16 protein-coding genes and 2 riboswitches are annotated in these 18,307 nt (G+C 71.4%); of the genes, 8 read left to right on the top strand and 8 right to left on the bottom strand.

Translation table 11 applies throughout. The features are described 5' to 3' along the window. Nucleotides 1-6: 6 nt before the first annotated feature. On the bottom strand, nucleotides 7-2,172 hold the full coding sequence (locus BLW76_RS45130; protein ID WP_091318582.1) for a glycoside hydrolase family 15 protein: 2,166 nt from the start codon (nucleotides 2,170-2,172) through the stop codon (nucleotides 7-9). Nucleotides 2,173-2,372: 200 nt separating this feature from the next. On the opposite strand from BLW76_RS45130, the gene BLW76_RS45135 reads away from it, so the two are divergent. From BLW76_RS45135 to BLW76_RS45150, 4 genes are all read left to right on the top strand, one after another. After that, a complete protein-coding gene (locus BLW76_RS45135) occupies nucleotides 2,373-3,284 on the top strand; it encodes a S1C family serine protease (RefSeq protein ID WP_091318583.1) in 912 nt (303 codons plus the stop codon). A gap of 38 nt (nucleotides 3,285-3,322) precedes the next feature. Then, nucleotides 3,323-3,444: riboswitch (TPP riboswitch) on the top strand. Then, a complete protein-coding gene (gene thiC / locus BLW76_RS45140; protein ID WP_167384940.1) occupies nucleotides 3,438-5,075 on the top strand; it encodes a phosphomethylpyrimidine synthase ThiC in 1,638 nt (545 codons plus the stop codon). (Overlaps the previous riboswitch by 7 nt.) Further along, the gene (gene thiD / locus BLW76_RS45145; protein ID WP_091318585.1) at nucleotides 5,072-5,872 is read left to right on the top strand and encodes a bifunctional hydroxymethylpyrimidine kinase/phosphomethylpyrimidine kinase; all 801 of its coding nucleotides are present in this window, start codon (nucleotides 5,072-5,074) and stop codon (nucleotides 5,870-5,872) included. The genes thiC and thiD (BLW76_RS45145) overlap by 4 nt, the downstream gene beginning before the upstream one ends. 72 nt (nucleotides 5,873-5,944) lie before the next feature. After that, nucleotides 5,945-8,731: an ABC transporter substrate-binding protein gene (locus BLW76_RS45150; RefSeq protein ID WP_244170622.1), complete on the top strand. Its 2,787-nt coding sequence runs from the start codon at nucleotides 5,945-5,947 to the stop codon at nucleotides 8,729-8,731. A 6-nt stretch (nucleotides 8,732-8,737) separates the two neighbouring features. Here the strand turns inward: BLW76_RS45150 and BLW76_RS45155 are convergent, their stop codons facing one another. Further along, on the bottom strand, nucleotides 8,738-9,748 hold the full coding sequence (locus tag BLW76_RS45155; protein ID WP_091318586.1) for a phosphatidylinositol-specific phospholipase C domain-containing protein: 1,011 nt from the start codon (nucleotides 9,746-9,748) through the stop codon (nucleotides 8,738-8,740). Nucleotides 9,749-9,853: 105 nt separating this feature from the next. On the opposite strand from BLW76_RS45155, the gene thiD (BLW76_RS45160) reads away from it, so the two are divergent. Both thiD (BLW76_RS45160) and BLW76_RS45165 read left to right on the top strand, forming a co-directional pair. Further along, nucleotides 9,854-10,672, top strand: a complete 819-nt coding sequence (gene thiD / locus BLW76_RS45160) for a bifunctional hydroxymethylpyrimidine kinase/phosphomethylpyrimidine kinase (protein ID WP_091318588.1) — start codon at nucleotides 9,854-9,856, stop codon at nucleotides 10,670-10,672. Nucleotides 10,673-10,730: 58 nt separating this feature from the next. Continuing rightward, a complete protein-coding gene (locus BLW76_RS45165) occupies nucleotides 10,731-11,534 on the top strand; it encodes an ion transporter (RefSeq protein WP_091318590.1) in 804 nt (267 codons plus the stop codon). On the opposite strand, the gene BLW76_RS45170 is transcribed toward BLW76_RS45165, so the two are convergent. The 4 genes from BLW76_RS45170 to thiO all read right to left on the bottom strand — a co-directional run bounded on the left by BLW76_RS45170 (nucleotide 11,531) and on the right by thiO (nucleotide 14,089). Further along, nucleotides 11,531-11,959, bottom strand: a complete 429-nt coding sequence (locus BLW76_RS45170) for a MarR family winged helix-turn-helix transcriptional regulator (protein ID WP_091318592.1) — start codon at nucleotides 11,957-11,959, stop codon at nucleotides 11,531-11,533. The genes BLW76_RS45165 and BLW76_RS45170 overlap by 4 nt on opposite strands. 96 nt (nucleotides 11,960-12,055) lie before the next feature. Next, nucleotides 12,056-12,814: a thiazole synthase gene (thiG, locus tag BLW76_RS45175; protein ID WP_091318593.1), complete on the bottom strand. Its 759-nt coding sequence runs from the start codon at nucleotides 12,812-12,814 to the stop codon at nucleotides 12,056-12,058. A gap of 1 nt (nucleotide 12,815) precedes the next feature. Next, nucleotides 12,816-13,016 carry a sulfur carrier protein ThiS gene (gene thiS, locus BLW76_RS45180; protein WP_091318595.1) on the bottom strand — a complete coding sequence of 67 codons (201 nt, stop codon included), beginning with the start codon at nucleotides 13,014-13,016 and terminating at the stop codon, nucleotides 12,816-12,818. Beyond that, a complete protein-coding gene (gene thiO / locus BLW76_RS45185) occupies nucleotides 13,016-14,089 on the bottom strand; it encodes a glycine oxidase ThiO (RefSeq protein WP_091318597.1) in 1,074 nt (357 codons plus the stop codon). The genes thiS and thiO overlap by 1 nt, the downstream gene beginning before the upstream one ends. Continuing rightward, nucleotides 14,083-14,188: riboswitch (TPP riboswitch) on the bottom strand. (Overlaps the previous gene by 7 nt.) Before the next feature lie 31 nt (nucleotides 14,189-14,219). Between thiO and thiE the strand changes: the two genes are divergently transcribed. Then, complete coding sequence (gene thiE, locus BLW76_RS45190) at nucleotides 14,220-14,879, top strand: thiamine phosphate synthase (RefSeq protein WP_091318598.1); 660 nt, start codon at nucleotides 14,220-14,222, stop codon at nucleotides 14,877-14,879. A gap of 1 nt (nucleotide 14,880) precedes the next feature. Here thiE and BLW76_RS45195 read toward each other — a convergent pair whose 3' ends face one another. Continuing rightward, complete coding sequence (locus tag BLW76_RS45195) at nucleotides 14,881-15,612, bottom strand: hypothetical protein (protein WP_091318600.1); 732 nt, start codon at nucleotides 15,610-15,612, stop codon at nucleotides 14,881-14,883. A 147-nt stretch (nucleotides 15,613-15,759) separates the two neighbouring features. Between BLW76_RS45195 and BLW76_RS45200 the strand changes: the two genes are divergently transcribed. Next, entirely contained in the window at nucleotides 15,760-16,710 is a 951-nt protein-coding gene (locus tag BLW76_RS45200; protein ID WP_091318602.1) for a threonine ammonia-lyase, read from the top strand. Nucleotides 16,711-16,749: 39 nt separating this feature from the next. Here BLW76_RS45200 and BLW76_RS45205 read toward each other — a convergent pair whose 3' ends face one another. Further along, nucleotides 16,750-18,270, bottom strand: coding sequence for an MFS transporter (locus tag BLW76_RS45205; RefSeq protein WP_091318604.1), 1,521 nt, complete (start codon nucleotides 18,268-18,270; stop codon nucleotides 16,750-16,752). Between the last annotated feature and the right edge of the window lie 37 nt (nucleotides 18,271-18,307).

The raw sequence follows: 18,307 nt of genomic DNA on the forward strand, positions 1-18,307 counted from the left end.
TGGGACTCAGCAGCCGAGGAAGTGGCAGCGCACCACCTGCGGCGTCTCCAGCACCGAGCCCGCCTTGACGTCCCAGGCGAGGCGGACGTACTGGGCGTGCGTCCAGGCCAGCGGGGTCGCCGACGTGTTCGGCGTGCCTGCCGGGAAGCCGGTCTGCCCGGACGGCGGGTTCTCGTCCCACACCTGCTCCGGCATGGTCTCCGCCGAGCTGCTCACCCGGCCGAGGTCACGCAGCCGCCGCGCGGCCGACGCACTGTCGCCGAGCGCCAGCTCGTACTCGCCGCGTTCGCCGGCGAGCAGCGGCCAGAGCCTGCCGAACGTGGTGCGGCTCTCCGCCGGGAACGTGTAGTCCCACGGCGAGCCGTCGGCCTGCTCGCCGTAGCCGTCCTTCGTGTAGCGGTGCCAGAACTGCCCGGTCGGCGTGGTGAACGCGATGTCGGAGTCGGTGACGCGCACGCTGTTGCGGATCACCGGGTCGTCGGCGCGGTAGATGCCGAGCCGGACCAGGTCGAGGAAGCCCGCGTCGGTGACCGCGCGCTGGTCCATCGTCACGCTCGAGTTGCCGAGGTTGTACGTCGTCCCGTTGTTCGCGTTGGCGTCCTTGGTGAGCCGGACGAAGTACGGGTCCTTGGACAGCGGCCCGTTCGAGGTGACCGTCTGCTTCGGCAGGTCGGCCTTCATCTTGTCGGCCGCGGCGAGGTAGCGGGCGGCGTCGGCAGCCGCGCCGTTGTGCTTCGCCAGGTCGGCGGCGCAGACGAGCCCGGCGATCACCGAGGCGATCGTCGACGGGGACCAGCCGTCCTGCTCCTCCCAGCGCTCCTGCTGGGTGTACGGCGACGGCTGCCCGTTCGGCCCGCGGTAACCCAGGATGAAGTCCGCGGCCCTGCGGACGCCGGGCCACAGGTCGTTCCGGCCGAGCTGCTGGGCGAGCACGATCGGGAACGCGGTCTCGTCGAGCTGGATCGACGTCCAGTACGGGACGCCGTCGACGCGGCTGTTCTGCGGCATGTGCCCGTCGGGCTGCTGCTGCGTGCCGAACATGTACGTGACCGCGCGGTTCGCGGCCGCCGTGTCGCCGCCGGCGGCCAGTCCGGTGGCGATCTGGTAGAGGTCACGCGGCCAGACCAGGTGGTAGGTGCCGGACGGCGACCACTCCGGGTCGTTGTTGCCGAACCGCCACGGCATGCTCGGCGACGCGATGAAGGCGCCCGGGTGGTGCTTGTCCTCGCTCGCGGCGAGCGTCAGCATCGAGGCCTTGTAGAGGTCGCGTTCGGCGTCGGTCTTCAGCGACGACGGCGGCTTGCCGATCCCGCGCAGGTACTGCTGCCAGCCGCGGTCGTAGGCACGCGTGATGTCGCGGACCCCGCGTCGCTGGGACGCCTGCGCGCTCTTCAGGGCGTCGACGGCTTTCGCGCCCATGCCGAGGGCGAGGGTGACGTGCCGGTTCCGGACGCCGTCGGCGTTCGTCTGCCCGGTCAGCACGACGTTGCCCTTGGCCGCGGTGTCGTAGGCGGCCAGCTTGAACGTCTTGGCGAGCTGCGTGTTGCCGTCGGACGCGCCCGCGTAGCCGACGCTCGTCCTGGTGAACGCGGGCTTCGCGGTGAGCGCGGCGGCGTTGGCCGCGTCCTGCGCGGTGACGGCGTCGCCCGTTCTGGTGGCGGAGTCGTCGGAGCCGTCGTTGGTCAGGTCCGGGTCGGCGACCGCGTAGAGCTGGTAGGGCCGCCCGGTGAGCGACCGGAAGTCGACGTCGACCAGCACGGTCGTGGCAGCCGGGTCCGTGACGTAGGTCTTGCGGAGGCGCCAGCGGTGCTGGTCGTCGGTGATGGTCTGTTCGTAGGTGAGACTGTCGTCGTCGGTCCGCCGCACCTGCTGCGACTTCGCCGAGTAGTCGGTGACGGCGAAGCTGCGGCCGTCCGTGACGACGAAGTTCAGCGAGCGGACACTGGGCGTCGACAGGTCCGGGTAGTAGACCTCGGACATCTGGCCGCCCTGGAGGGTGAACCAGACGTTGCTGGACCGGTCGTGCGCGGTCCCGAAGCCCGTCTTGTTCGCGGGCAGCCAGCTGGGATGGGCCCCGGGCGCGCCGGGAGCCTCGCCCTGAGCTGCCGCGATCCCCGGGATCAGTCCGGTGACCAGCAGCCCGGCGAGGGCGCCGAACATGAGTTTGCGCATATCAACCCCACAGAAGATCGCTTCTGCACCGTTACAGAAGCGACTTGGCAGTCTGCCGCCGATCCTTCACCGACGCATGGTCCGATCCGGTGAACCACTGACCGTCACCGGTCCGGCCTGCGGTTCACGGACAGCGAACGGACTTCCCCGGCCGATCGGCGCACACTTGTAGTAGCTGCAACGCTGTAATCGAGGTGCGCATGGACGAGGCGATGGACGCGTACTCGCTCGCGGTCAGCACGGTCGCCAGGACGGTCACCCCGCACGTCGCCGGGGTGCAGCTCGCGCGGGGCAGCGGCTCCGCCGTCGTCTTCGCCGATGACGGGCACCTGCTCACCAACGCCCACGTCGTCGGCGACCACCGGACGGGGGTCGCCACCTTCGCCGACGGCAGCGAAGCGCCCTTCGACGTCGTCGGGGCCGATCCGCTGTCGGACCTCGCCGTGCTGCGGGCCCGGGGTGAGACGCCGGCCGCCGCCGTGCTCGGGGATGCCGATCGGCTCGTCGTGGGGCAGCTCGTCGTCGCCGTCGGGAATCCGCTCGGGTTCTCCGGGACCGTCACCGCCGGGGTCGTCAGCGCGCTCGGGCGGGCGCTGCCGGTGCGGCAGGGGCGCACCACGCGCGTGATCGAGGACGTCATCCAGACCGACGCCGCGCTCAACCCCGGCAACTCCGGCGGCGCGCTCGCCGACTCCGCCGGCCGGGTCGTCGGCGTCAACACCGCCGTCGCCGGGTTCGGGCTCGGGCTGGCCGTGCCGATCAACGCGACCACGCGGCGGATCATCGACACGCTCGTCGTCGAGGGCCGGGTGCGGCGGGCGTACCTCGGTGTCGTCGGCGTGCCCGCGCCGCTGCCGGACGACGTCGCCGAGCGCACCGGGCAGAGCGCCGGGCTGCGGGTGCACGAAGTCGTCGCCGGCGGACCCGCGGACCGGGCGGGCCTCAAGAAGGGCGACCTCGTGCTGACCGTCGGGCGCACGCGCGTGTCGGACGCGCAGGGCATCCAGCGCCAGCTGTTCGCCGAAGTGATCGGCACCGCACTGCCGATCACCGTGCTGCGCAACGGAGCCATGGTCGACGTCTACGCCACCCCGGCAGAGTTGGTCGGCTGACTTGAGTATCGCGCTCCGGCGTGGCATGGTCGGAGGCACAACACCAACGCGGGAGCTCGCGCCATGGCGGGCTGAGAGGGTGACTTGCGTTTCGCAGGCGTCACCGACCGCATGAACCTGACCGGGTAATGCCGGCGTAGGGAGTGAAAGTCGTTGACGACCTTGGAAAACAATGCTGCCGTAAAGGTGACCACCGGGCCGATCACCGGCTCGCGCAAGGCCTACCAGCAGACCGAATCCGGCCTCCGCGTCCCCGTCCGCCGGATCGACCTCTCCAACGGTGAACACTTCGACGTTTACGACACTTCGGGCCCGTACACCGATCCCGACGTCGAAATCGATGTCCACTCCGGACTGCACCGGCTGCGGGCGGGCTGGGCCGACGGCCGCGAGCACAACACCCAGCTCGGGTGGGCCAAGCAGGGCGTCATCACCCGCGAAATGGAGTACATCGCGGCTCGCGAACGGGTCACGCCCGAGTTCGTGCGCGACGAGGTCGCCCGCGGCCGCGCGGTGATCCCGGCCAACCGCAAGCACCCCGAGACCGAGCCGATGATCATCGGCAAGAACTTCCTCGTGAAGATCAACGCCAACATGGGGAACTCGGCCGTCTGGTCGTCGGTCGAGGAAGAGGTCGACAAGATGGTGTGGGCCACCCGCTGGGGTGCCGACACGATCATGGACCTCTCCACCGGCAAGCGGATCCACGAAACCCGGGAGTGGATCATCCGCAATTCGCCGGTCCCGGTCGGCACCGTGCCGATCTACCAGGCGCTCGAAAAGGTCGACGGCGAACCGGAAAAGCTGTCGTGGGAGGTCTACCGCGACACGATCATCGAGCAGTGCGAGCAGGGCGTCGACTACGTCACCGTGCACGCCGGCGTGCTGCTGCGCTACATCCCGCTGACCGCGCGGCGCGTCACCGGGATCGTCAGCCGCGGCGGGTCGATCATGGCCGCCTGGTGCCTCGCGCACCACAAGGAATCCTTCCTGTACACGCACTTCGAGGAACTCTGCGAGATCCTGCGGCAGTACGACGTCACGTTCTCCCTCGGCGACGGCCTGCGTCCCGGCTCCATCGCCGACGCCAACGACCGCGCCCAGTTCGCCGAGCTGGAAACCCTCGGCGAGCTGACGCACATCGCGCGCTCGCACGACGTCCAGGTGATGATCGAGGGCCCCGGCCACGTGCCGATGCACAAGATCAAGGAAAACGTCGAGCTCGAGGAAAAGCTCTGCGGCGAGGCGCCGTTCTACACCCTCGGCCCGCTCGCGACGGACATCGCGCCGGCGTACGACCACATCACGTCGGCCATCGGCGCGGCGCAGATCGGCTGGTACGGCACGGCGATGCTGTGCTACGTCACGCCGAAGGAGCACCTCGGCCTGCCCAACCGCGACGACGTCAAGACCGGCGTGATCACCTACAAGATCGCCGCGCACGCCGCCGACCTGGCCAAGGGGCACAAGTACGCGCAGGAATGGGACGACGAGCTGTCGAAGGCCCGCTTCGAGTTCCGCTGGAACGACCAGTTCAACCTGTCGCTCGACCCGGACACCGCGCGTTCGTTCCACGACGAGACGCTGCCCGCCGAGCCGGCCAAGACCGCGCACTTCTGCTCGATGTGCGGCCCGAAGTTCTGCTCGATGCGGATCACGCAGGACGTCCGCAAGTACGCGGAGGAGCACGGACTGTCCACTGTGGAGGCCATCGAGGCCGGCATGGCTTCGAAGTCGGCGGAGTTCAGCGAATCCGGCGGCAAGGTGTACCTGCCCGTGGTGGGGCAATGACCCCACGGACCGCCCTCACCATCGCCGGCTCGGACTCCGGCGGTGGTGCGGGCATCCAAGCCGACCTGCGCACGTTCTTCGCCAACGGCGTCCACGGGCTGGTCGCGCTGACGGCCGTCACCGTGCAGAACTCCCTCGGCGTGCAGGGCTTCACGGAGATCCCGGCCGACGTGGTCGCCGCGCAGATCAAGGCAGTGGCCTCGGACATGGGGGTGAACGCGGCCAAGACGGGCATGCTCGCGACGGCCGAGATCATCCGCGCGGTCGCGAAGACCCTGGACGAGACCAGCCTGGACTTCCCCCTGGTCGTCGACCCGGTGGCGGCCTCGATGACGGGGCATTCGCTGCTGCGCGAAGACGCCTTGGAAGCGATCCGCACCGAACTGTTCCCGCGCGCGACGCTGATCACGCCGAACCTCGACGAGGTCGGCCTGCTGACGGGCATTTCCGTCACCGATCCGGAATCCCAGCGGTCGGCCGCCGAAGCGCTGCTGGAGTTCGGTTCCCGCTGGGTCCTGGTGAAGGGCGGCCACATGCGGGACACGGCCGAGTGCGTCGACCTGCTGACGGACGGCCGCGAGTTCGTTTCCCTCAGCGGCCCGCGGTACGAAACGGAGAACACCCACGGCGGCGGCGACACGCTCGCGTCGGCGATCACGGCGTCACTCGCGAAGGGCGCCTCGGTGCCGGAGGCCGTCGCCGCGGGCAAGAAGTTCATCGAAAGGTCCGTGGCGGAGGCCTATTCGCTCGGCGCGGGTGTGGGCCCGGTCTCACCGTTTTGGGTGTTGAATCGCTGAACCGCGCGCGGCCGGCACCGCGTCAGCGGATCCGCGGAACCGATTCCGCGAAAAATGTGCGATTCTGTCCCGATGGGGAGAACGGAACCGCTCGGCTTTCTCGGCGCCGACGTCCTGGTGAAGCTGATCGGTGCGTTGTGCCTGCGGCCGCGGTTCGGCGACCGGCCGCGGAAGCTCGACGAACAGTGCGAGTGGGCCGAATACCAGGACGAGCGCTCGGAACGGCGTGGCCTGCCGATGGTGTGCCTGGTCCGGCCGCCGGAAAACGCGGATGTCATGGCCGCCGTCGCCGACCGGCTCAAGACCGCGAAACCGCACGGCAGCATCCGGTACGCGAACCCGGGGCTCGCCGAGCACGAAGGCCGCGACGAGGCGGGGCCGGCGACCGCCGACTCCGTCACCGTCGTCCGTGACATCCTGCGCGAGGCGCGGAAAGAACTCGGCGACAGCGCGAAGGCGCACACCAGCAGGCTGCCGTTCCCCCTGTTCGACCTCGTCTACTGGCTGATGCTGCAGGACTACGACGGCCGCGACGACCCCGACGGCGCCCTGCGGCACGCCATCCGGCGGATCAGCCTCGCCGAGCGGTTCAGCTCGTCGGCCCAGGACGCCGTCAAGGAACTGCCGGAGAACCAGGGCGTCTGGAAGATCTTCTCGCTGCTCGTGCGCGGGCTGACCCTGCTGACCTTCCGGATCGCGGTCACCGGGCGGGTGCCGGTGCTGTCCGGCCGGTACCGCTGGTTCCTGCGGCAACCGCACCTGGCCCCGGAGATGTCCGGCAGCTTCGTCCGGTTCGCCCGGCGGCTCACCGAGGGCCAGTGGCAGGAGGAGGCCCCGGAGTACGTCTGCCGCCTGCTGCTCAACGCCTTCCTCGAAGACCTGCGGCGCGCCTACCGGCTGCGGCCGTGGCGCGTGTGGCGGCGGCGCCGGATGACCTACCCGGTCCTGCTGCTGGACGAGGTGAGCGTCGGCAACGGCGGCTACCGCCTGCTGGAACTGGTCAACTCGGTGCGCAACCAGGTCGGGCGATTCGACCCGCTCCTGGTGGTCAGCGCCAGCCCCGCGCCGCCGCCGGACGCCGAACCGACCCCGCATCGCCCGCAGTTCCAGGCGGAGCAGGCGCGGGCGGCCTACACGGCCTGGCAGAACCAGCTCGAACGCGACCGGCGTGAGCGCCGGCCGACCGCCTGGTACCTGCCGATCGGCATCCGCCCGCCCGCCGAAGCCGACGAGTCCCGGATCCGGCAGATGCTGCAGACCCTCGGCCACGACTACCGGTTCCGCAGGCAGGTCCGGCCGCCGTGGTGGGCGAGCCGGTGGACGCGGATCGGCGTGCCGGTCGTGGTGGTGGCGCTGGTCGCCGGCTTCGTCGCCTACCGCTACCAAGACACCTACGCCGCGCACTGCGGCTCCGACAGCCCGTGGCTCGTGTGGACGGGCGGCGAATGCATCGGCACCACGGACGGCGCCCAGGACATCTTCCAGCCGTCGAACGCGACGATCCGGCAGGTCGAAGCGGTGGTGCTCGACCAGAACCACCGCGCGGAGGAGCTGCACCGGGCCCGCCCGGAGCGGCCCTACATCACGCTCGTCGTGATGCAGGCCCTGACTTCGTCCAACAACCTCGCGGAAGGGCTGACCTCCGAACGCGAAACGCTGGAGGGGGTCGCGGTCGCCCAGCTGCGGCAGCTGAACGCGCCGGGTTCGGCCGACCCGATCGTCCGGCTGCTCATCGCCAACGCGGGGCGCAACATGCGCCAGGGCGTGCGGGTGGCGCACCTGCTGCGGCAGCAGGCCGAGCAGGACAAGAGCATCGTCGGGGTGGTCGGGCTGGACATGAGCAGCGAGCCGACCCAGCAGACCATCGCCGCGCTGACCAACGCCGGGCTGCCGATGGTCGCCTCGACGCTGTCCGCGGATCCGCTGGCCGACCTGAACCCGATGTACTTCCAGGTGAGCCCGCAGAACCGGCGCGAGGCCGCGGTGGCGGCCGGGTTCGCCGAGCAGCTGCCGGGCCCGCGCACGGTCCGCGTCTACTACTCCGACGACAACGCCGACGTGTACAGCACCAACCTGCGCGACGACGTACTGCAGTCGTTCCGGGACAAGGGTTTCCAGGCCGAAGCGCGGGCGTTCACCCCGGACGGCGGCCTCGGCGGGCCGGCCGCGCACCTGCGGTACGGCGAGACCCTCGTGGGCAACGCCGGCGCCGCGGGCCGCGACATCTGCTCGTTCGACGGTATCGCGTTCTTCGCCGGCCGGGGCGTGCCCGACTTCGGCCAGTTCCTCAGCGGCGCCGCGCAATGCGGCAGCCGGGCCACCGTGATCGGCGACGACGACGTCTCGCGGTTCGTCGCCGACCAGGGCGAACGCCGGCGCATCCGGGCGCTGCCCTACTACTACCTGTCGTTCGCGACCGCGCCGGTCACCGCGCCGAAGGGCGTGGCGATCGACTTCTACACGACACTGGACCAGGTGCTGTTCCCGTTCGAGCAGACGCCGGAGGGCCGCTCGTACGACGGCTATGCGGCGCTGGCCTACGACGCCGCGCAGGTGATGATCGTCGCGGCGGCGTACCTGCGGGAGACGGCGGCCGAGATCCCGGTGACACCCGGGGCGATCTGGCGCGAGATCACCGCCATCCACACCTCGCGCCCGGGTGCCAAGCAGGTCAACAAGTATCTCGAAGGCGTCACCGGCACCATCGACTTCGGCGGTGACATCAGCCGGAACGTGCCGCAGAACAAGCCGGTCGCGGTGATGGGCGTGGTGGACGGCGAAGTCGACAAGTCGATGCACGGCTTCTGCGGGGCCGCCGACGGCCCCACGTCCGACACCTGGTGCCCGCCCGACCCCTGAGCGCGGCTAGCCCCGGGCGACCACCTGCGGCAGCACCGTCGTGAGCCCGGTCCAGTCCGCGGTCACCACCGACGCGTGCTGCTTCGCCAGGTCGGCCACGCGCTGGTTGGCCTGGTCGACCGTCGGATTGTGGCCGTCGATGGCCGGGGCGACGTTCTGGGCGTCGGTCATCACGAGGTAGTAGTGGTTGGCGTCGTACCACCACGGCCCGGTCTGGGTCACCCAGGCGTTCGCGTCGCCGTCGAACACGACGAACCACGGCTTGAGGTCGGCGGTGTACTTGTCCCGCGGGTCACCGCCGGCCGCGCCGTGCACGGTCGGGAAGATGTTCGCGTCGCCGATGCGGCCCGCGTTCTTGAGGCCGACCAGGTAGCGCGCGTACTCGACGTCGGTCTTCAGCGTGTCGGTCGGGTTCCCCTCCTCGACCGTGCCCGGGATGATCTCGGTGATCACCCGGCCCCGCAGGGCATCCACCGACGGCCAGTTGTCCGCCTTGGCCGCGTCGTCCAGCGTCGCGTAGCCGCCGAGGAGCTCGGCCGGGCGGAAGGCGACGCTGCCGAGGTGCGCCCGGAACGTGGCGTCCAGCTCATCGGGGCCCATGCCGGTGTTGTCGGAGAAGCCCGTCTTCATCTCGAGCTTCAGGGTGATCGGCGCGTGCCCGGGGTGGGCGGCCAGCCAGATCCGGATGTCGTCGAGGCAGTACTCGAGGTTCTTGTTCTTGCCGCCCGAGTACAGCTGCGACGCCGACGTCGCCGCGACGCAGTTGTTGTTGTTCCCCAACGGGTTCGAGTGGCTGACCTTCCACTCGTGGGTGAAGAAGTCCGGCCAGACGTCCAGCTCGATCAGCGACGAGCCGGCGTCGAGCGCCTGGGCGAGGTACCCGTAGGCGGCCGGGTCGTAGGTGTTGTGCACGCCGACGGTCGTGACGTGGGACAGCTTGGGACTGTCGGCGTTGGCCGCGGTCGCGCCGGAGAGCGTGAGCGCCGCCGCGAGGATTGCCACCGAGAAGAGCTTCATCCAGGCTCCTTCGAACGTGAGTAACGTTCACAATGTCTCACCGTGGTTGACTGTTGATGAAGCAAAAGAGGCTGATTGGCCTAGACCAGAAGTCGGGAAACCACCATGATTCCTTCGGCGCTCACCATCGCCGGGTCGGACTCCGGCGGCGCCGCCGGGCTGCAGGCGGACCTGCGCACGTTCCTCACCTGCGGCGTGCACGGCCTGGTCGCGGTCACCGCCGTCACCGTGCAGAACACCCTCGGCGTGCACGACCGCGCCGACCTGCCGCCGCACATCGTGGCCGGGCAGATCGAGGCGGTGGCGGCCGACATGGGCGTCGGCGCGGCGAAGACCGGCATGCTGGCCTCGGCCGAGATCATCCACGCGGTCGCCGCGGCGTGCGACAAGGCGGGGATCGGGCGCGACGAGGAGATCCCGTTCGTCGTCGACCCGGTGGCGGCGTCGATGCACGGCCACCCGCTGTTCGACGAAGCCGGCCTGCACGCCCTGCGCGACGAGCTGCTGCCGCGCGCGACGGTGCTGACGCCCAACCTCGACGAGGTCCGGCTGCTCACCGGGATGACGGTGACCGACCGCGAGGGCATGCACACCGCGGCGGTGGTGCTGCACCGGATGGGCCCGCGGTACGTCCTGGTCAAGAGCGGCCACCTGCAGGCCGACCCCGAGTGCGTGGACCTGCTGTTCGACGGTTCGACGTTCGTGGAGCTCCCGGGCAAGCGGTATTCGACGCCGCACACGCACGGCGCGGGCGACACGATGGCGTCGGCGCTGACGGCGGGGCTGGCCAAGGGGATGTCGGTGGTGGAGGCGGCGCGGTACGGCAAGTGGTTCGTCTCGCACGCCGTCGAGCACGCGTACCCGATGGGCGCGAAGGTCGGCCCGGTCTCGGCCTTCTGGCGGCTGGCTCCCGAGGAGCGCTGAGTAGGCGTCCGGTTACCATCCCTGCGTTTACTGATCCTTGACCGAGCAGGGGGCGGCCGTGACCGGGCGCGAGCGGGTGGCGGAGGTCCTCGAGGGCCGCCGCTTCCAGAACTTCATCATCGCCGTCATCGTCTTCAACGCCGTCACGCTCGGCATGGAGACGTCGACGTCGATCATGGACGGCTACGGCCCGCTGCTGCACGTCCTCGACCACATCGCGCTCGGCATCTTCGTGGCCGAGCTGCTGGCGAAGTTCTACGCCTACCGCGGCGGCTTCTTCCGCGACAACTGGAACGTCTTCGACCTGCTGGTGGTCGGCATCGCGGTGATCCCGGCGACCGGACCGTTCGCGGTGCTGCGGTCGCTGCGCGTGCTCCGGGTGCTGCGGCTGATCTCGGTCGTGCCGTCGATGCGCAAGGTCGTCTCCGGGCTGCTCGCCGCCATCCCCGGCATGGCGTCGATCGCCGCGCTGCTCGCGCTGATCATCTTCGTGGCCGGCGTGATGGCGACCAAGCTGTTCGGCGCCATCGACCCGGGCGACTTCGGCAACCTCGGCACGTCGCTGTTCACCCTGTTCCAGGTGATGACCGGCGAGGCGTGGCCGGACATCGCGAAGACGATCATGGAACAGGCGCCGCTGGCCTGGATCTTCTTCGTCGTCTACATCCTGGTGTCCAGCTTCGCGGTGCTGAACCTCTTCATCGCCGTGGTGGTCAGCGGCATGGAGGACGAGCTGCGCCAGGACATCCGCGAGGAGGAGGCCAAGCAGGCCGAGGCGCAGGCCGCCGCGAACCAGGAGATCCTCGAGGAGCTGCGCGCCCTGCGGGCGGAGCTGGCCGAACTGCGGCAGCAGGCGGCTTAGTCGTCCGCGATCAGGGCTTCCAGGGCCGGCAACGCGGCCAGCAGCGCTTCCCGGTGGTCGGGCGAGAGCCGGTCGAGCCGGCGGTTCAGCTCCTGCACCCGCGTCGACCGCACGCCGGACACCAGCCGCTCGCCCTCTTCGGTCGCCTTCGCCAGCCACGCGCGCCTGTCGACCGGGTTGGACTCGCGGCTCACGTACCCCGCCTCGACCAGCGACGCGATGATCCGCGACATCGTCGCCGCGGCCACGCCCTCCTTGGCCGCGAGGTCGCCGAGCCGGAGCTGGCCCGCGTGCACCAGCGTCGCGAGCGCCGAGATGGCGCCGTGGCCCGGCCCCGGCACGCCGGCCTGCCGCAGTGACCGGGACAGCCTGCCCACGGCGAGGTACAACCTGCCCGAGACGTCCTGGACCGATGTGCTCGTCACGGCTGGCTCCTTCTGCCATCACCCCGCCGCGGGTGCGCCGGAAAGTGCCGTCCACCTTACGGGTTCGCGGTTACGGTCGGTGTTACCAACCCTGGTTCACCGGGGTGGGCTCGACGCCTTCGCCCAGAAGCGCTGCGGCACGCGGCCGGCCTCGCGGGCCAGCCGTCCGGCGACCACGCCCGCCCGCATCGCCGCGGCCATCCGCTCGGGGTCGGCCGCCCGGGTGACGGCCGTGGACAGCAGGACGGCGTCGCAGCCGAGCTCCATGGCCAGTGTCGCGTCCGAGGCCGTGCCGATTCCGGCGTCCAGGATCACCGGAACGCCCGCCCGCGCCACGATCAGCTCGATGTTGTGCGGATTCCGGATGCCGAGGCCGGTGCCGATCGGCGCGCCGAGCGGCATCACCGCGGCGCAGCCTGCCTCCTCCAAGCGCAGCGCGAGCACCGGGTCGTCGTTCGTGTAGACGAACACGGTGAACCCGTCGGCGGCGAGCCGTTCGGCGGCGTCGAGGGTCTCGACCGGGTCCGGCAGCAGCGTCCGGTCGTCGGCGTGCACCTCGAGCTTGATCAGGTCGGTTTCCAGCGCCTCGCGCGCGAGCTGCGCGGTGAGCACGGCTTCGGCGGCCGTCCGGCAGCCCGCCGTGTTCGGCAGCAGCTCGATGCCGAGCCGCTTGAGGAGTTCGAGGACGCCGGAGCCGCCCTCGGCGTCGGCCCGACGCATCGCAACGGTGGTCAGCTCGGTGCCGGACGCGACCAGCGCACGCTCCAGCACGGCGAGGTTGGCCGCGCCGCCGGTGCCGATGATGAGCCGGGAGTTGAGCTTGGTCGTGCCGATGACCAGCGGTTCTTCGTCCATTTCAGCCTCCCTGGACCGCGGTGAGCACGTCGAGGACCGCCCCCTTGGGCACGGCGGTGGCCGCCCAGTCGGCCCGGCGGACGACGACGCCGTCGACCGCGACGGCGATCCCGGGCCGCTGCCCGCCGGACGCGTCGAGGACGTCGGCCACGGTCGCGCCGTCCGGGAACTCCGTCCACTCGCCGTTGAGCTTGATTTCCATCACACGTGCTCCTTCTGGTGCAGGCGGGCGGGGGACGCGGCCGCGGTGCCTTCCGGCGGCTCGTCCCCCTCGAGCCAGGCGACCACGGCGTCCGCGGTCACCGGGGCCATCAGCAGGCCGTTGCGGTGGTGCCCGGTCGCGGCGAAGACGCCGCCGTCCAGTTCGCCGAGGTACGGCAGCGCGTCCCGGCTGCCGGCGCGCAGGCCGGCGGCGGTCTCGGTCAGCTCGTACTCGGTGAGCGCGGGGAAGACGCGTTCGGCGCCTTCGAGCAGCTCGCGCACGCCGCGGGCGGTGACGGCCTGGTCGAAGCCGGCTTCGTACTGGGTGGCGCCGAGAACGAGCTCGGAGTCGCCGCGCGGGACGAGGTAGATCGGGCGGCCCTCGACGACGGCCCGGACGGTGTGCGACGGCGGCGGCAGGCAGCCGCGGCGGGGCTTGAGCCGGAGGATTTCGCCCTTGAGCGGGCGCACGGCGTCCGCGAGCAGCGGGTGCAGCCGCCCGGTCCAGGCGCCCGCGGCGAGCACGACGGCGTCGGCGGCCGGGAGTTCTTCGACGCGCTCCCGCCGGAACCGGACGTTGCGCCGTGCACAGGCGTCGTACAGCGCTTGCAGGAGTTTCCGGTTGTCCACGGCCAGGTCGCCGGGCACGTGGAGTCCACTTCGGACGGACCCGAGGCCGGGTTCGAGCCGCTTGGCGGCCCGGCCGGTGAGCCGCGCGGCCGCGCGGCCGAGGGAGTGCAGGTGGCCGGCCAGGATGTCGAGGTGCCCGGCGTCGGCGCTGTCGAAGGCGACGACGAGCGTCCCGTGACCGGCCAGCCCGGGGTCGACGCCTTCTTCCCGCAGGTCACCGGCGAAGCCGGGCCAGCGTTTCAGCGACTCTTCGCCGAGGCGGAGGACGTCCTCCTCGCCCGGCCAGGCCTCGGTGACCGGGGCCAGCATGCCGCCGGCCAGCCAGGACGCGCCGCCGCGGGCGGGTTCGGGGTCGTAGAGGGTGACGCTGCGGCCGGTGCGCGCGACACGCCACGCCGTGGCCAGGCCGATCACGCCGCCGCCCACCACTGCCAGGTTCGTCATGGAATCACGCTCCCTGCGCCGGCATGACCCGGATCAGGTTCCACGGTCGGAGCGGCAGCTCCCTCTCAGCCCGTGCCTCGGGCTCCCGTGCGGACACCTCCACCTTAACCGGCCGGGTACGGTCGCCGCTATGCCCGCCCTCTCCGGTGACAAGATCCGCGCTCGCCTCGACGCGGCGCGCCTGTACCTCTGCACGGACGCCCGCACTGCGCGTGGGGACCTGGCCGCCTTCGCGGACGCGGCCCTCGCGGGCGGCGTCGACATCATCCAGCTGCGCGACAAGACCGGCGCCCTGGAGGCGGCCGGCGAGATCGCGGCGCTGGAGGTGCTGGCGGAGGCGTGCGCCCGCCACGGCGCGCTGCTGTCGGTGAACGACCGCGCCGACGTGGCGCTGGCGGTCGGCGCCGACGTGCTCCACCTGGGCCAGGACGACATCCCGGTGCCGCTGGCCCGCCGCATCCTGGGCGACGACGTCGTGCTCGGCCGCTCGACGCACTCCCTCGACCAGGCCCTCGCCGCGGCCGCGGAGCCCGGCGTGGACTACTTCTGCACGGGCCCGTGCTGGCCGACACCGACGAAGCCGGGCCGCCCGGCACCCGGCCTGGACCTGGTGCGCGACACGGCGGCCTGGGCCCCGGACCGCCCCTGGTTCGCCATCGGCGGCATCGACGGCGACCGGCTGCCCTCGGTGCTGGCGGCCGGCGCGTCCCGGATCGTCGTGGTCCGGGCGATCACCGAGGCCGAGGACCCCGAGGCCGCGGCGCGGGAGCTGCGGGCCCGCCTGCCCTGAGTCACGGGGTCGGCGTCGCCGCCGCGCCCTTGCTGGTCGGCGGCGTCGCCGTCGTCGCCGGGGCCGAGGTCGACGGCTGCTGGGTCGTCGTGCTCGGTGTGGTCGTCGGGGTGTCGGACGACGTCGTCGGCGGGGTTGTGGTGTCCGTCGGTGTCGTGGTGGTCTCCGTCGGGGACACCTGCGTGTCCTCCGTGCTGGGCGCCGGTGTCGTCGCCGGGGTCTTGTCCTCGTGGCCGCCGTTGCCGGTGAGGACCTTGCCGATGCTCGAGCCGGTGCCGCCGCCGACCGGGATGCCGGTGGCCGACTCGAAGCCGACGATCGACAGGATCGCCACCGCGAACGCCGCCACGCTCGTGCCGATGATCAACGGCCAGCGCAGCTTCCGCAGCCGGGACGGCTCTTCCGAGGGCGGTTTCAGCTGGACCGTCGGCTGGTCGGTGATCGGCACCTCCGGCGTCTCCACCGGCCCGCGCCGCCGGATGCCCGACGTCGCCAGCTGGCGCGCCTTGAGCGCCGCCTCGCGGGTGCGCTCCAGCGAACGCAGGTACAGCTCGCTGCCGACCGTCGACACCACGCTGGCCACGCCGGCGCCGATCACGGTGCCGGCCACGCCCAGCGTCGAGCCGAGCAGTGCCGCTGTCACCGCCGCCAGCGCCGCCGCCAGTACCTGCGCGAGCCGCAGGCCCTTCTTCTCTTCCTTCTCCTCGGAAGCCGCTTCTTTCTCCTTGGTCATGATCCCGATTCAGGTAGTCCGTGTTCTCCCCTGTCCAACGTCTAAGGCGCGCGAGGGACTCCCCTCGTTGCCACGGCGTGAGGAGGACCACTCCGTCTGTCCATATTAGACACTCCAGATCGAACGTTTTCTTGACATACTCGGCACATGGAACTGGTGACGATCTCTGACATCGAGGCCGCCGCGAAGCGTGTCGAAGATGTCGCCGTACGCACGCCCCTGCTGCTCCAGACCTGGGATCCCCGCGGAACCCTGTGGCTCAAACCCGAAAGTCTGCAACCGGTCGGCGCGTTCAAGGTGCGCGGCGCGTTCAACGCCATCGCCTCCCTCGACGACGCGGCGCGCGCCCGCGGCGTCATCGCGTACTCCAGCGGCAACCACGCGCAGGCAGTCGCGTACGCCGCGCAGCGGTACGGCGTGCCCGCGGTGATCGTCGTGCCGGACGTCGCGCCGCGGATCAAGGTCGAGGCAACCCGTGCGTACGGCGCCGAGGTCATCGAGGTACCGATCGGCGAACACGAGGGGAAAGCGCGTGAACTGGCCGTCGAACGCGGGCTGACCCTCGTCCCGCCCTTCGACCACGCGGCCATCATCGCCGGGCAGGGCACGGCGGGCCTGGAGATCGCCGAGGACCTGCCGGACGTCGAGGTGGTGCTCGTCCCGATCAGCGGTGGCGGGCTGGCGGCAGGCGTGGGCACGGCGATCAGGGCCCGCTGCCCGCGGGCGAAGGTCGTCGGCGTCGAGCCCGCGCTGGCCGCCGACGTCGCCGACAGCCTCGGGCGGGACGAGCTGGTCCGGTGGCCGCAGGCCGACCGCGCCCGCACGATCGCCGACGGCCTGCGCTCGCAACCGTCGGAACTGACGTTCGCCCATTTGCGGGAAGTCGTCGACCAGATGGTCACGGTCACCGAGGACGAGATCCGCGAGGCCGTGCGCGTGCTCGCCCGCAAGGCCCGGCTGGTCGCCGAGCCGAGTGGCGCGGTGACGACGGCGGCGTACCTGTTCCACGCCGACGAGCTGCCGTCCGGCAAGACGGTCGCACTCGTCTCGGGCGGCAACGCCGACCCGGCACTGTTCGCCGAGATCCTCGCGGGCTAGGAACGCGGTCGCCTCAAGCGCCCCAATGTGGCGCTCGGACTAGGAGCCGGCGACCGGGGTCCCGCCGCGGATGTGCGTCGGCGGGCCCTCGACGCCGCAGTGGTAGCACTCGCCCAGGTGGGGGCACTCGTCGTCCGGCTTGGCCTCGGCCGGTGGGGCGAGGACGCCGTTGTGGATGCCCAGCGCGATCAGCCCGCCCGCGATCGCCAGGGCCGCGCAGATGACCAGCGCCGTCCGCCAGCCCGCCGTCAGCGCGACCGGGTCCGCGTACGCCTCGCCGGTCAGCCCGGCCGCCGCCGGCAGCACCGCGACCGCCAGCAGGCCGCCCGAGCGGGCGATGGCGTTGTTGACGCCGGACGCGACCCCGGCGTAGCGGTCCGGGGCCGCGGCGAGCACCGTCGCCGTCACCGGGGCCACCACCGTCGCCAGGCCCAGCCCGAACACCACCACGGCGGGCAGCACCGTGCCCAGGTAGGACGCGCCGGGAGCGATGCGCAGCATCAGCAGCATCCCGATGCCGACGACGATCGGCCCGACGACCAGCTGCGTCCGCGGCCCGATGCGCTGCGCGAGCGCGCCGGAGCGGCCCGAAAGCAGCAGCATGATCACCGTCAGCGGCAGCCCGGCCAGCCCGGACGCGGTCGGCGAGTAGCCGAGCGAGACCTGCAGCTGCATGACCATCAGCATCATCACGCCGCCCAGAGCCGCGTAGACGACGAAGGTCAGCGCGTTCGAGAGCGTGAACGTCCGGTCGCCGAACAGCGACGGCGGCACGAGCGGCTCCGCCGAGCGGTGCTGGACGACGACGAACGCGGCCAGCCCGGCGATCCCCAGCAGGCCCGCGCCCAGGACCAGGGGGTCGCCGATGCCGCGCGCGGGCGCCTCGACCAGCGCGCCGGTGACCCCGGCGAGGCCGAGGGCGCCGAGGGCCGCGGCGCCGAAGTCCGGGTGCCCGGTGGCGTCCGGGTCGCGGGACTCGGGGACGAACCGGCGTGCCATGAGCACCACGGCGACCGCGATCGGCACGTTGATGAGGAACGCCAGCCGCCACGACCACACCTGCACGAGGAAGCCGCCGAGCAACGGCCCGGCGGCGGCCGCGATGCCGCCGAGACCGGACCAGGCGCCGATCGCGCGGGCGCGGGCGTCGTGCGCGAAGGACGCCTGGAGGATCGCGAGCGACCCCGGCGTCAGGAGCGCGCCGCCGATGCCCTGCAGGATCCGCATCGCGACGAGCATCTCGGTGGACGTCGCCGCGGCGCACAGCCCGGACGCGACGCCGAACCAGACGACACCGACGAGGTACATGCGGCGCCTGCCGTACCGGTCGCCGAGCGAACCGGCGACCAGGATCAGCGCGGCGAGCGCCAGCAGGTAGCCGTCGAGGATCCACTGGAGCCCCGCCACGGAGGCGTTCAGCTCGGTGCCGATGCGGGGCAGCGCGACGTTGACGATGGTGCCGTCGAGCATCGCCATGCCGGAGCCGAGGATGGTGGTCGCGAGGACACCGCGCGCCGCGCCGGTCCCCCATCGGATCCCGGTGTCTTCAGTGGCTGTCACCCGGTCACTTCACCGCGACCGGGGACAACCGTCAACC

The sequence above is a fragment of the Amycolatopsis tolypomycina genome, assembly GCF_900105945.1.
GTDB classification, from domain to species: Bacteria; Actinomycetota; Actinomycetes; order Mycobacteriales; family Pseudonocardiaceae; genus Amycolatopsis; species Amycolatopsis tolypomycina.

Excerpts from the sequence above, each read along its gene's own strand:
- BLW76_RS45130 (WP_091318582.1), bottom strand. The coding sequence starts at position 2,172 with ATGCGCAAACTCATGTTCGGCGCCCTCGCCGGGCTGCTGGTCACCGGA.
- BLW76_RS45135 (WP_091318583.1), top strand. The coding sequence starts at position 2,373 with ATGGACGAGGCGATGGACGCGTACTCGCTCGCGGTCAGCACGGTCGCC.
- thiD (WP_091318585.1), top strand. The coding sequence starts at position 5,072 with ATGACCCCACGGACCGCCCTCACCATCGCCGGCTCGGACTCCGGCGGT.
- BLW76_RS45150 (WP_244170622.1), top strand. The coding sequence starts at position 5,945 with ATGGGGAGAACGGAACCGCTCGGCTTTCTCGGCGCCGACGTCCTGGTG.
- BLW76_RS45155 (WP_091318586.1), bottom strand. The coding sequence starts at position 9,748 with ATGAAGCTCTTCTCGGTGGCAATCCTCGCGGCGGCGCTCACGCTCTCC.
- thiD (WP_091318588.1), top strand. The coding sequence starts at position 9,854 with ATGATTCCTTCGGCGCTCACCATCGCCGGGTCGGACTCCGGCGGCGCC.
- thiG (WP_091318593.1), bottom strand. The coding sequence starts at position 12,814 with ATGGACGAAGAACCGCTGGTCATCGGCACGACCAAGCTCAACTCCCGG.
- thiS (WP_091318595.1), bottom strand. The coding sequence starts at position 13,016 with ATGGAAATCAAGCTCAACGGCGAGTGGACGGAGTTCCCGGACGGCGCG.
- thiO (WP_091318597.1), bottom strand. The coding sequence starts at position 14,089 with ATGACGAACCTGGCAGTGGTGGGCGGCGGCGTGATCGGCCTGGCCACG.
- thiE (WP_091318598.1), top strand. The coding sequence starts at position 14,220 with ATGCCCGCCCTCTCCGGTGACAAGATCCGCGCTCGCCTCGACGCGGCG.
- BLW76_RS45195 (WP_091318600.1), bottom strand. The coding sequence starts at position 15,612 with ATGACCAAGGAGAAAGAAGCGGCTTCCGAGGAGAAGGAAGAGAAGAAG.
- BLW76_RS45200 (WP_091318602.1), top strand. The coding sequence starts at position 15,760 with ATGGAACTGGTGACGATCTCTGACATCGAGGCCGCCGCGAAGCGTGTC.